10 protein-coding genes are annotated in these 12870 nt (G+C 70.4%); 9 read left to right on the top strand and 1 reads right to left on the bottom strand.

Annotated elements, in window-relative coordinates; all coding sequences use genetic code 11:
- Positions 1 to 37: 37 nt before the first annotated feature.
- On the bottom strand, positions 38 to 988 hold the full coding sequence (locus tag IE109_RS15575) for a hypothetical protein (protein WP_189551471.1): 951 nt from the start codon (positions 986 to 988) through the stop codon (positions 38 to 40).
- A 138-nt stretch (positions 989 to 1126) separates the two neighbouring features.
- Here IE109_RS15575 and IE109_RS15570 point away from each other — a divergent pair, with 138 nt between their 5' ends.
- From IE109_RS15570 to rodA, 9 genes are all read left to right on the top strand, one after another.
- Entirely contained in the window at positions 1127 to 3748 is a 2622-nt protein-coding gene (locus IE109_RS15570) for a valine--tRNA ligase (protein ID WP_189551470.1), read from the top strand.
- 93 nt (positions 3749 to 3841) lie between these two features.
- Entirely contained in the window at positions 3842 to 5350 is a 1509-nt protein-coding gene (folC, locus tag IE109_RS15565) for a bifunctional tetrahydrofolate synthase/dihydrofolate synthase (RefSeq protein WP_189551469.1), read from the top strand.
- A gap of 8 nt (positions 5351 to 5358) precedes the next feature.
- Positions 5359 to 5694, top strand: a complete 336-nt coding sequence (locus tag IE109_RS15560; RefSeq protein WP_189551468.1) for a DUF4233 domain-containing protein — start codon at positions 5359 to 5361, stop codon at positions 5692 to 5694.
- A gap of 287 nt (positions 5695 to 5981) precedes the next feature.
- On the top strand, positions 5982 to 6395 hold the full coding sequence (gene ndk / locus IE109_RS15555) for a nucleoside-diphosphate kinase (protein WP_126884896.1): 414 nt from the start codon (positions 5982 to 5984) through the stop codon (positions 6393 to 6395).
- 263 nt (positions 6396 to 6658) lie between these two features.
- Positions 6659 to 7678, top strand: a complete 1020-nt coding sequence (locus IE109_RS15550) for a rod shape-determining protein (protein ID WP_189551467.1) — start codon at positions 6659 to 6661, stop codon at positions 7676 to 7678.
- A 131-nt stretch (positions 7679 to 7809) separates the two neighbouring features.
- Positions 7810 to 8757, top strand: a complete 948-nt coding sequence (gene mreC, locus IE109_RS15545) for a rod shape-determining protein MreC (protein ID WP_189551466.1) — start codon at positions 7810 to 7812, stop codon at positions 8755 to 8757.
- Between the two features lie 2 nt (positions 8758 to 8759).
- Positions 8760 to 9425 carry a rod shape-determining protein MreD gene (gene mreD / locus IE109_RS15540; protein ID WP_189551465.1) on the top strand — a complete coding sequence of 222 codons (666 nt, stop codon included), beginning with the start codon at positions 8760 to 8762 and terminating at the stop codon, positions 9423 to 9425.
- Positions 9426 to 9444: 19 nt separating this feature from the next.
- Positions 9445 to 11634 carry a penicillin-binding protein 2 gene (gene mrdA, locus IE109_RS15535; RefSeq protein WP_189551464.1) on the top strand — a complete coding sequence of 730 codons (2190 nt, stop codon included), beginning with the start codon at positions 9445 to 9447 and terminating at the stop codon, positions 11632 to 11634.
- A gap of 6 nt (positions 11635 to 11640) precedes the next feature.
- On the top strand, positions 11641 to 12840 hold the full coding sequence (rodA, locus tag IE109_RS15530; RefSeq protein ID WP_189551463.1) for a rod shape-determining protein RodA: 1200 nt from the start codon (positions 11641 to 11643) through the stop codon (positions 12838 to 12840).
- The last annotated feature ends 30 nt before the right edge of the window (positions 12841 to 12870 follow it).

Below are 12870 nucleotides of genomic sequence, written 5' to 3'. Positions count from 1 at the left end.
TTCCAGCAACCGGCGGGGCGCCCTTCGGTGTGTCACGTCAGGCCTTGACGCGGACCTCCTTGCGGAGCTTGGCGGTCGTGTCGGCGGCCGTGGCCGGGTCGCCGCCCTTGCCGGTCATGGCACTGGCCATGTCGATCGGCATCACCATGCCGAGAGTGCTGTGGTCGCCCCAGACGCACACGGTGAGCGTGACGTCCTTGGGACCCTGGCCGGCCGAGGCGCCCGTGGGGCCCTTCATCTGCTGGCACTTCAGGACGGCGTTCTCCAGGCCCGCGGGCTCGTAGGCCTTCGGGCTGCCGACCAGCTTGGCCTCGCCGTCGGCGTCCTTCTCGGACTCGGTCTTCATATGGGCGAAGAAGGCGTCCACCACCTTCTCGGGGTCCTCGATCTGACCGTAGACGCCACCGAACTGCAGCATCTTGGACGCGAACGGGTTGCTCTCGTCGCCGGACTGGTACCCCGCCTCGACCTCCTTGGCGTTCTTCACGCCCCACTGCGCGGCTTCCTTCAGGAGGTCCTCGTCGTCGGACGAACCGCCGTCGCTCTTGCCCTTCTTGTACTCGCCGAGCACCGTCGCCGGCGTCACCAGCTTGTGCGGGCCGTCGTCCGCGAGGTCCGCGCCGCCGCCGGAGCCGCCGAGGACGAAGTACGCGCCCACGGCGATCGCCGCCACCGCCGCCACCGCGCCGAGGATCAGGCCCGTCTTCTTCTTGCCGCCGCCCGGGGCCGGCGGGGGCGGGGGATAGGCGCCGGGGCCCGCGCCGTAGGGGGGCTGCTGCGGCGGCTGGCCGTAGGGGCCCGGCTGGCCCGGCTGCTGCTGGGGGTAGCCGTAACCCTGCGGGGGAACGCCCTGCGCGGGCGGGGCCTGCTGGGGGTAGCCGTAGCCGGGCTGGGGCGCCTGCGGCTGCTGGCCGTAAGGACCCGGCTGACCGTACGGTCCGGGCTGCTGGGGCTGTCCGCCGTACGGGCCCGGCTGGTTGTAACTCATTAAGGGGTTCCCCCTCCGAATGCTTATGCGTTCCTCACATCCTGGCCGAAACCCTTGTCCGGCGGGACGGCGGGGGTCACACCGTTACCGAACATTCCCGTTTCAGTACGGCCCTGTGACACCTCTAAACTGTGGCCCGTGACCGAGAACACTCAGCAGCAGCCAGCATCCGTTCCCGAACTGCCGACCCAGTACGCGCCGGCCGAGGTAGAGGGGAAGCTGTACGAGCGCTGGGTAGAGCGCGGTTACTTCACGGCGGACGCGAAGAGCGAGAAGCCGCCGTACACCATCGTCATCCCCCCGCCGAACGTCACCGGCAGCCTCCACCTGGGCCACGCCTTCCAGCACACGCTGATGGACGCCCTCACCCGCCGCAAGCGGATGCAGGGGTACGAGGCGCTGTGGCTGCCCGGCATGGACCACGCCGGCATCGCCACCCAGAACAAGGTCGAGCAGCAGCTCGCCGAGGAGGGCAAGTCCCGCCACGACCTGGGGCGCGAGGAGTTCGTCGAGCGCGTCTGGCAGTGGAAGGAGGAGTACGGCGGCAAGATCCTCGGCCAGATGCGCCGCCTCGGTGACGGCGTCGACTGGTCGCGCGAGCGGTTCACCATGGACGAGGGCCTGTCCAAGGCCGTCCAGACCATCTTCAAGCGGCTGTACGACGACGAGCTCATCTACCGCGCCGAGCGCATCATCAACTGGTGCCCGCGCTGCCTGACCGCCATCTCGGACATCGAGGTGGAGTACCAGGAGGACGACGGCGAGCTCGTCTCCATCCGGTACGGCGAGGGCGACGAGACGCTCGTCGTCGCCACCACCCGCGCCGAGACGATGCTCGGTGACACCGCGGTCGCCGTCCACCCGGACGACGAGCGCTACCGGCACCTCGTCGGCAAGCGCATCAAGCTGCCGCTCACCGACCGCACGATCCCGGTCGTCGCCGACACCCACGTCGACCCCGAGTTCGGCACCGGCGCCGTCAAGGTGACCCCCGCCCACGACCCGAACGACTTCGCGATCGGCCAGCGCCACGGCCTGGAGTCCATGACGATCATGGACGAGCGCGGGGTCATCACCGTCCACGGTCCCTTCCAGGGCCTGGACCGGTTCGAGGCGCGCAGCGCCGTCGTCGGCGCGCTGCGCTCGCAGGGGCGGATCGTCGCCGAGAAGCGCCCGTACGTCCACTCCGTCGGCCACTGCTCGCGCTGCAAGACCACCATCGAGCCGCGCCTGTCGATGCAGTGGTGGGTCAAGGTCGGCCCGCTCGCCCAGGCCGCCGGTGACGCGGTCCGCGACGGCCGGGTGAAGATCCACCCGGAGGACATGTCGAAGCGGTACTTCGACTGGGTCGACAACATGCACGACTGGTGCATCTCGCGCCAGCTGTGGTGGGGCCACCGCATCCCCGTCTGGTACGGCCCCGACGGCGAGGTCGTCTGCGTCGGACCGGACGACGAGGCGCCCACCGGCGAGGGCTGGACCCAGGACACCGACGTCCTGGACACCTGGTTCTCCTCCGGCCTGTGGCCGTTCTCCACCCTCGGCTGGCCGGAGCGGACGCCGGACCTGGAGAAGTTCTACTCCACCGACGTCCTCCTCACCGGCCACGACATCATCTTCTTCTGGGTCGCCCGGATGATGATGTTCGGCCTGTACGCGATGGACGGCGAGGTCCCGTTCAAGACGATCGCGCTGACCGGTCTCGTCCGCGACGAGCGCGGCAAGAAGATGTCGAAGTCGTTCGGCAACGTCGTCGACCCGCTGGACTGGATGGACGCCTACGGCTCCGACGCCGTCCGCTTCACCCTGGCCCGCGGCGCCAACCCCGGCACCGACGTCCCGATCGGCGAGGACTGGGTCCAGGCGTCCCGCAACTTCGCCAACAAGATCTGGAACGCCACCCGCTTCGCGCTGATGAACGGCGCGACGGTGGACGGACCGCTGCCCGAGCCGTCGCGGATGTCCGCCACCGACCGGTGGATCCTGTCGCGCCTCAACGCCACGGTCGCCGAGGTCGACGCGTTCTACGAGGACTTCCAGTTCGCGAAGCTCTCCGACGCGCTCTACCACTTCGCGTGGGACGAGGTCTTCGACTGGTACGTCGAGCTGTCGAAGACCACCTTCTTCGGCGGCGGCGAGCCCGCCGAGGTCTCGGCCCGCGTCCTGGGCGAGGTCCTGGACGTGACGCTGCGACTGCTGCACCCGGTGGTCCCGTTCGTCACCGAGACGCTGTGGACCTCCCTCACCGGCAAGGAGTCCCTCGTCATCGCCGACTGGCCGGCCGACTCCGGCTTCCGCGACGAGGCCGCCGAGCGCGAGATCGAGCTGGTCCAGCGGGTCGTCACCGAGGTCCGCCGCTTCCGCTCCGACCAGGGCCTCCAGCCCGGCCAGAAGGTCCCGGCCCGCCTGGACCTCACCGGTACGGCGCTGGCGCCGCACGAGGCGGCCATCCGCCAGCTGCTGCGCCTCCAGCCGGAGGGCGAGGGCTTCCACGCCACCGCCTCCCTGCCGGTGGCGGGCGCCACCGTCGCGCTCGACCTGTCCGGCACCATCGACGTGGCGGCGGAGCGCAAGCGCCTGACCAAGGACCTGGCGGCGGCCGAGAAGGAGAAGGCCCAGGCGACGGCGAAGCTCGGCAACGAGGCGTTCCTCGCCAAGGCCCCGGACAACGTCGTGGAGAAGATCCGCACCCGCCTGGCCAAGGCCGACGAGGACATCGCCCGCATCGAGAACCAGCTGGCGAGCCTCCCCGAGGCGTGACCCGGACGGCGGGGGCGCGGGGAACACACCCCGCACCCCCGCCGTCGCGGCACCGGTCCCGGCACTGTCGGCGGGGCTCCGTAGACTGGCCCCGTGAGTGAGCAGCCCCCGTCCAGCGACAGCGACGACTTCGACGACATCGTGGAAGCCGAGACCCACCGAGATCCCGACCTGGCGGTGATCGAGGCCGGCAGCCGTACGCTGCGCGCCCAGGCCGGTCCGCCCGACGCCGCCGAGGCGGTGCCCCAGCGGCCCGCCGACCCGGAGGTCGACCAGGCGCTGCGGGCGGTGGAGCAGGAGCTGGCCACCCGCTGGGGCGAGACCAAGCTGGAGCCGTCGGTGTCGCGGATCGCGGCCCTGATGGACGTGCTGGGCGAGCCGCAGCGCGCGTACCCCTCGATCCACATCACCGGCACCAACGGCAAGACGTCCACGGCCCGGATGATCGAGGCGCTGCTGGGCGCGTTCGACCTGCGCACGGGGCGGTACACCTCGCCGCACGTGCAGTCGATCACCGAGCGGATCAGCCTGGACGGCGCGCCGATCAGCCACGAGCGGTTCATCGAGACGTACCAGGACATCAAGCCGTACGTCGAGATGGTCGACGGCTCCCAGGAGTACCGGCTGTCCTTCTTCGAGGTCCTCACCGGAATGGCGTACGCGGCCTTCGCCGACGCGCCCGTGGACGTGGCGGTCGTCGAGGTCGGCATGGGCGGCAGCTGGGACGCGACGAACGTGATCGACGGCGACGTCGCCGTGATCACCCCCATCGACCTGGACCACACGGACCGGCTGGGCTCGACGCCCGCCGAGATCGCCGGCGAGAAGTCCGGGATCATCAAGCAGGGCGCCACCGTCATCCTGTCCCAGCAGCCGGTGGACGCGGCGCAGGTGATGCTGAAGAAGGCCGTCGAGGTCGACGCGACCGTCGCCCGCGAGGGCATGGAGTTCGGCGTCGTCTCCCGCGAGGTCGCCGTCGGCGGGCAGCTGCTCACCCTGCGCGGGCTCGGCGGCGAGTACGAGGAGATCTTCCTGCCGCTGTACGGCGCGCACCAGGCGCACAACGCGGCGGTGGCGCTGGCGGCGGTCGAGGCGTTCTTCGGCGTGGGTGCCCAGGAAGCGCGGACGCTGGACGTGGACCGCATCCGCGGGGCGTTCGCCGCCGTCGCCTCGCCGGGCCGCCTGGAGGTGGTGCGGCGCAGCCCGACCGTGGTGCTGGACGCCGCGCACAACCCGGCGGGCGCGCGGGCCACGGCCGAGGGCATCAGCGAGGCGTTCGGCTTCTCCCGGCTGGTCGGTGTCGTCGGCACGAGCGGCGACAAGGACGTCCGGGGCCTGCTGGAGGCGTTCGAGCCGATCTTCGCGGAGGTCGTCGTCACACAGAACTCCAGCCACCGCGCGATGGACGCGGACGAGCTGGCCGCGATCGCCGTCGAGGTCTTCGGCGACGACCGCGTGGTCGTCGAGCCGCGGCTGGACGACGCGCTGGAGGCGGCGATCACCCTGGCGGAGGAGGAGTCCGAGTTCGCGGGGGCGGGCGTCCTGGTGACCGGTTCGGTGATCACGGTCGGCGAGGCCCGGCTGCTGCTCGGGAAGGGCTGAGGTTTCCGATGCGTACGCTCTGTGCTTCCACGCTGATCGGCGAGTTCTTCGTGATCGGCTTCGCCGGGCTGGTGGCCATGAAGGACGACAGCCTGTCGATGGGCACCGTCTGGACGGTGTGCGGCGTCCTCATGGTCCTGAGCGTGCTGCTGTGCGGCATGATCACCCGGCCGGGCGGGATACAGCTCGGATGGGCGCTCCAGGTCGCGCTGATCCTGAGCGGCTTCGTCGTGCCGGTGATGTTCTTCCTGGGCGCGGTGTTCGCGGGCCTGTGGTGGGCGTCGGTCCACTTCGGCCGCAGGATCGACGAGGCCAAGGCCAAGTGGGCGGCCCAGGCCCCCTGACGGCCGCCCCGCCCCTGCGGGGCAGTGCCTCTTCGCGGGCGACCCGCGCCGGCCGCGCCCGTCCGGTGCGGTAGCCGTCGGGGTTCGCGCCCGTGGGGGCACGGCTCCGTGGGGTGCCGCTCCGTGGGGGGTGTCCCCCCGCGGGGTGGGCCGAGCGCCCGCCGCAGGCCCCGGCACCCGGCAGCGCACCACCGGCGCGGGGAAGCCGGGACCCCGTGCCGGGCCGGACCGCCGCCCCTGTAGCCTCGGCTCACCGCACATGTATGCCTGCAAGGAGCCGTACACACATGACCCAGCGCACGCTCGTCCTCCTCAAGCCCGACGCCGTACGCCGCGGCCTGATCGGCGAGATCATCGGCCGCATCGAGCGCAAGGCCGGATGGGCCATCACCGCGCTGGAGCTGCGCCACCTGGACCAGGAGACGCTGGAGCAGCACTACGGCGAGCACAAGGGCAAGCCCTTCTACGAGCCGCTGGTCGCGTTCATGTCGTCCGGGCCGGTCGTCGCGCTGGTGGTCGAGGGCGAGCGGGTCATCGAGGGTGTGCGCCAGCTGGCGGGACCGACCGACCCGATCGCCGCGGCACCCGGGTCCATCCGTGGTGATTTCGGCACCATCGTCCGGGAGAACCTGATCCACGCCTCGGACTCCGAGGAGTCCGCCATTCGGGAACTGAAGATTTTCTTCCCCGGTATTTCCTGAGCGGCTGTCAGCCATACAGCGCTCATGACCTGGGGCGACCGAAGGAATTTCGGTCGCCCTTCGGCATATGAACGCGCCGACCGGGAACGCATCGCTCCGACACATCGTCACCTATACAGAGGCGGGCCACCGCGCGGTGTCCGCGTAGGCGGGACTACGATGTGAAACTCCTCGCCACACCACCCACCTCGCCGACCTGAGAAGCCGTCAACGCTCTAATTGGGAAGGCCCGACGCATCCTCATGGGAAACAAGGGGAACTCAATGTCGTTCATCGGCCGTGACATGGCTGTCGACCTCGGGACCGCCAACACGCTGGTGTACGTGAGGGGTCGCGGCATCGTCCTGAACGAGCCGTCCGTCGTCGCGATCAACACCAACACCGGCGGCATCCTGGCGGTCGGCGCCGAAGCGAAGAAGATGATCGGCCGGACGCCCGGCAACATCGTGGCCGTCCGGCCGCTGAAGGACGGCGTGATCGCCGACTTCGAGATCACGGAGCGCATGCTCCGCTACTTCATTCTCAAGATCCACAAGCGCCGCTACCTCGCCCGCCCGCGGGTCGTCGTCTGTGTGCCCTCGGGCATCACCGGCGTCGAGCGCCGCGCCGTCATCGAGGCGTCCACCCAGGCGGGCGCCCGCCAGGTGCACATCATCGAAGAGCCCATGGCCGCCGCCATCGGCTCCGGCCTCCCGGTCCACGAGGCCACCGGCAACATGGTCGTCGACATCGGTGGCGGCACCACCGAGGTCGCCGTCATCTCGCTCGGCGGAATCGTCACGGCGCAGTCCATCCGGGTGGCCGGCGACGAACTGGACAACGCGATCATCCAGCACGTCAAGAAGGAGTACAGCCTCCTCCTCGGCGAGCGGACCGCCGAGCAGATCAAGATCACCATCGGTTCGGCGTACGACCTCGACGCCGACGAGCACACCGAGATCCGCGGCCGGGACCTGGTCTCCGGCCTTCCGAAGACCGTCGTCATCTCGGCCGCCGAGGTCCGCAAGGCCATCGAGGAGCCGGTCAACGCGATCGTCGACGCCGTGAAGACCACCCTCGACAAGTGCCCGCCGGAACTGTCCGGCGACGTCATGGACCGCGGCATCGTCCTCACCGGCGGCGGCGCTCTCCTGCGCGGCCTCGACGAGCGGCTGCGCCGGGAGACCGGCATGCCGATCCACATCGCCGAGGACCCGCTGGACTCGGTGGCGCTCGGATCCGGCAAGTGCGTCGAGGAGTTCGAGGCGCTCCAGCAGGTGCTGGACGCCCAGCCCCGCAGGTAGCGGAGCCGTCGAGTCAGCCGTACGGGTGCTGTCGTACCCGTACGGCTGCTCGTTGATCCGGTTGCTTCGCTTGGTATAACGGCACAAACATCTCCTACGAGATTCCTACGAGGAAGGCACGGCCGCCCCACGTGAGGGACACACGAGAGAGCCGGCTGCTCCTGGTGCTGCTGGTCGCCATCGCGTTCGCGCTGATCACGGTGGACATCCGCGGCGGCGAGGAGTCACCCGTCGACGGCGCCCGGCGGGCAGCCGCCACGGTCTTCGGCCCCGTCGAGGACGGCGTCGCGTCCGCCGTCAACCCGGTCGGCAACGCCATCGCGGCCGTACGGGACTCGGGCGAACGCCACGACCGCATCGCGGAGCTGGAGCGGCAGAACGCCGCGCTCAAGGCCAGACTCGGCAGCGACGACCGCAACCGCAGCCGCGTGCGCGAACTCGACAACCTGCTGAAGAAGGCCGGCGCCGGCCAGTACGGCATCAAGGCGGCCGAGGTCATCGCCATAGGAGCCGCCCAGGGGTTCTCCTGGACGGTCACCATCGACGCCGGCTCCGACGACGGCATCAAGCGGGACATGACCGTCATCAACGGCGACGGGCTCGTCGGCCGCGTCACCACCGTCGGCCCCGGCACCTCCACGGTGCTCCTCGCCAGCGACCCCGACTTCACCGTCGGCACCCGCATGGAGCGGTCCGACGAGCTGGGCTTCGCCACCGGCCAGGGCGACCGCCCGCTGTCCGTGCAGCTCCTCAACGGCAAGGCCAAGGTCAAGCCGGGCGACCGGCTCGTCACCTTCGGCTCACGGGCCGACCGGCCGTTCGTGCCCGGCGTCCCGGTCGGTGAGGTCATCCGCGTCGACCCCTCCACCGGCAACCTCACCCGCAACATCTTCGTGCGCCCGTACGTCGGCTTCAGCAAGCTCGACATCGTCGGCGTGGTCGTCCAGGCCCCGCGCACAGACCCCCGCGACACCGTCCTGCCGCCCAAGCCCACACCCGAGCCGACCGTCACGGTGACGGTGACCCCGTCCCCGGCCGCGCCCAGCGGTGCCCCGAGCGGGCCGCCGGAGGGGGAGTGACCATGCGCTTCAACCGGATCCTGCTCTCCACGACGCTCGTCGTCGTCGCCCTCGTCGTCCAGGTGTCGATCCTGGCGCGCCTCCAGCTCCCCGGCGCCGTCCCCGACCTCCTCCTGCTCGTCGTCGTCGGCCTCTCCCTGGTGTACGGGCACGTCAGCGGCGCCCTCATCGGCTTCGGCGCCGGACTCCTCGTCGACCTCGCCCCGCCCGCCGACCACGCCGCCGGGCGGTACGCCCTGGTGCTGTGCGTCATCGGCTACCTCGTCGGCCTCGCCAAGCCCGAGAACGGCCAGCTGCGCTCCGCCACCGGCCCCATGGTCATGGTGGTCGTCGCCGCCGCCGGCTCGACCCTGCTGTACGCGGGCGTCGGCGCCCTCGTCGGCGACACCGCGGCCCGCCACGTCGGCCTGGTCTCCCTGCTGATCACCGCCGTCGTCTACGACCTGCTGCTCGCCCCCTTCACCGTGCCGCTGATCATGGCGCTCGCCAGACGCGCCGAGAACGACCCCCTCGCCGAGTCCCCCGGCACCGGCACCGACGTCGCCTCGGGCTTCATGGCGAACGGCACCGGCCTCAGGATCGGCGAGCAGCGCGGCGTACTGCGCATGAAGGCCGCCCGCAACCGGGCGGCGCGGGCCGGACGCATCAAGGGCGTCAAGCGACTGTGACCCAGGGGGCAACCGCGTCATGAGCAACATCCCCGAGACCGGGCGGACCCCCCGGGTCCAGATCCGGCTGATCGTCATCCAGGTCCTGGTCTTCTCCCTGCTCCTCACCCTCGGCGGCCGCCTCTGGTACCTCCAGATCCGGCAGGGCAAGGAGTACACGGACGAGGCGAAGAACAACCACGTCCAGCAGGTGGTCCAGCCCGCCGTGCGCGGCACCATCCTCGACGCCCGCGGCGTCCCGCTCGCCGACAACGAGACCCGCCTCGTGGTGTCCGCCTCCCGCACCGAGCTGCTGAAGATGAAGGACGACGGCAAGGGCGTCCTCACCCGGCTGGCCGGCGTCCTGGGCATGAAGCCCAAGGACGTCATGGACAAGATCCGCCTCTGCGACTCCCAGACCCCCCAGCCCTGCTGGAACGGCTCGCCCTTCCAGCCGATCCCCGTCACCGACGAGGCCACCACCCAGCAGGCCCTGCAGATCCGCGAGCGCGCCGAGGACTTCCCCGGCATCACCGCCGAACCCACCGCCGTACGCCGCTACACCGCGCCCGGCGGCGCCCGCACCGCACAGGTCCTCGGCTACCTCTCACCGGTCACCGACGAGGAGATCGAGAAGGCCAAGGACTCCGACTCCCCGTTCCTCCGCTCCGACATGGTCGGCCGCTCCGGCCTGGAGCGCACGTACGACAAGGCGCTGCGCGGCAAGGCGGGGGTCACCCGCTACGAGGTCGACAACCTCGGCCGGGTCCTCGGCGAGGCGGAGAGCGACCCCGGCCGGCCCGGGTCCACCGTCGTCACCAGCATCGACGCCCGGGTCCAGGCCGTCGCCGAGTACGAACTCCACGCGGCGATGAAGAAGGTCCGCGGGGAGACCGACAAGATCACCGGCCGCCCGTACAAGGCCGACGCCGGCGCCGTCGTCGTCATGGAGTCCAAGACCGGCCGGGTCGTCGCCATGGCCTCCCAGCCCGACTACGACCCCAACGCCTGGGTCGGCGGCATCTCCGGCAAGGAGTACGCCAAGCTCACCGGCAAGAACTCCAACTACCCGCTGCTCAACCGGGCCATCCAGGGTCAGGCACCGGCCGGCTCCATCTTCAAGGTGGTCTCCGCCAGCGCCGCCGTGCGGGCCGGCTACCCCTTCGACGGCAGCTACAACTGCAGCAGCTCCTACAGCCTCGGCAGCCGGAGCTTCGCCAACTTCGAGTCCAAGGGGCACGGCCCCATCTCCCTCGGCGAGGCCCTGAAGTTCTCCTGCAACACCGTCTTCTACGCCCTCGGCCACAAGGAGTGGCAGCGCGACGGCGGCCTCAAGCCCAAGAAGAACGCCCACGACTGGTTCTACCGGACCGCCCGTGAGTTCGGCCTGGGCTCCGAGACCGGCATCGACCTGCCCAACGAGGTCAAGGGCCGCATCCCCGACCGCCAGTGGAAGCAGGCGTTCTGGGAGGCCAACAAGGACGCCTGGTGCAAGCAGGGCAAGAAGGGCGGCAGCTACGTCGAGCAGATCGCCTTCGAAAGCTGCCTGGAGGGCAACCAGCTGAAGGCCTTCGACAGCATCAACTACGCCATCGGCCAGGGCGACGTCCTCGTGACCCCCGTCCAGATGGCCACCGCCTACGCCGCCATCAGCAACGGCGGCACCCTCTTCAAGCCCACCATCGGCAAGGCCGTGATCAGCCCCGACGGCAAGAAGATCGAGGAGATCAAGCCCCGTCCCGGCGGCCGGCTGCCCGTCGACGCCGAGACCATCAGCGACCTCGACAAGGGTCTGCGGTCCGTCGTGGAGCCCGGCGGCACCGCCGCCTGGCGGTTCGGCGGCTGGCCCCAGGACAAGATCCCGATGCGCGCCAAGACCGGCACCGCCCAGGTCTACGGCAAGCAGACCACCTCCTGGTTCGCCACCTACACCGACGACTTCACCATCGTCATGACGATCTCCCAGGGCGGCACGGGCTCGGGCGCGTCCGGCCCCGCGGTGCGCAACATCTACGACGCCCTCTACGGCCTCGACGACGCCGGCAACCAGGACCTCAAGCGCGCCCTGCTGCCGAGGCCGCAGGCCGCACTGCCCAAGATCCAGCCGGACGGCTCCATCGAAGCCCCGGTCGTCAAGCCCTACGACCCGAGCGCCCAGGAGGTCGACCCGGACCGCCAGGGCGAGGGAGAGCCGCAGCTGGCCGGCCCGCCCCCAGCCTGGAGGGACTGACCCACGATGGCCGGAACCAACAACTTCTCCGTCTCCCGCTACGCCCCCGAGCGTGGCGCCTGGGGCCGGCTCACCGCCCGCGACTCGATGGTGCGCAGGCTCGACTGGCCGCTGCTGTTCTCCGCGATCGCCCTGTCGTTCATCGGCTCCCTGCTGGTGTGGTCGGCGACCCGCAACCGCACCGAACTCACCGACGGTGACCCGTACGCCTTCCTGTTCCGCCACGTCCTCAACACCGGCATCGGCTTCGCCCTGATGGTCGGCACCGTCTGGCTGGGCCACCGCACCCTGCGCGGCGCGGTGCCGGTGCTCTACGGACTGTCGGTGGTGCTCGTCCTGCTCGTCCTCACCCCCCTCGGCGCCACCATCAACGGCGCGCACGCCTGGATCGTGATCGGCGGGGGCTTCTCCCTCCAGCCCTCCGAGTTCGTCAAGATCACGATCATCCTGGGCATGGCGATGCTGCTGGCCGCCAAGGTCGACGCGGGCGACCAGCTCCACCCCGACCACCGGACGGTCGCCAAGTCCCTCGGCCTCGCCGTCCTGCCGATGGCCATCGTCATGCTGATGCCCGACCTCGGCTCGGTGATGGTGATGGTCGTCATCGTCCTGGGCGTGCTGCTCGCCTCCGGCGCCTCCAACCGGTGGATCTTCGGGCTGATCGGCGCCGGCGTCGTCGGCGCGGTGCTCGTCGCCGCGCTCGGCGTCCTCGACCAGTACCAGATCAACCGGTTCGCCGCCTTCGCCAACCCCGAGCTCGACCCGGCCGGCGCCGGCTACAACACCAACCAGGCCCGCATCGCCATCGGATCCGGCGGCCTGTACGGGGCGGGGCTGTTCAACGGCCACCAGACCACCGGCCAGTTCGTCCCCGAGCAGCAGACCGACTTCATCTTCACCGTCGCCGGCGAGGAGCTCGGCTTCATCGGCGGAGTCACGATCATCGCGCTCCTCGGCGTCGTCCTGTGGCGCGCCTGCCGGATCGCCCGCGAGACGACCGAGCTGTACGGCACGATCGTCGCCGCCGGGATCATCGCCTGGTTCGCCTTCCAGTCCTTCGAGAACATCGGCATGACGCTCGGCATCATGCCGGTCGCCGGCCTGCCGCTGCCGTTCGTGTCGTACGGCGGATCGTCGATGTTCGCCGTCTGGGTGGCCATCGGACTGCTCCAGTCGATCAGGGTGCAACGACCACTCACCGCGTAGGCCGCATGGACGGCCCGGTCGTGGGCACTT

The sequence above is a fragment of the Streptomyces lavendofoliae genome, assembly GCF_014649735.1.
Classification (GTDB): Bacteria; Actinomycetota; Actinomycetes; order Streptomycetales; family Streptomycetaceae; genus Streptomyces; species Streptomyces lavendofoliae.
Note: the sequence above shows the minus strand (reverse complement) of the source record. Positions and strands in the feature narration are given on the sequence as shown.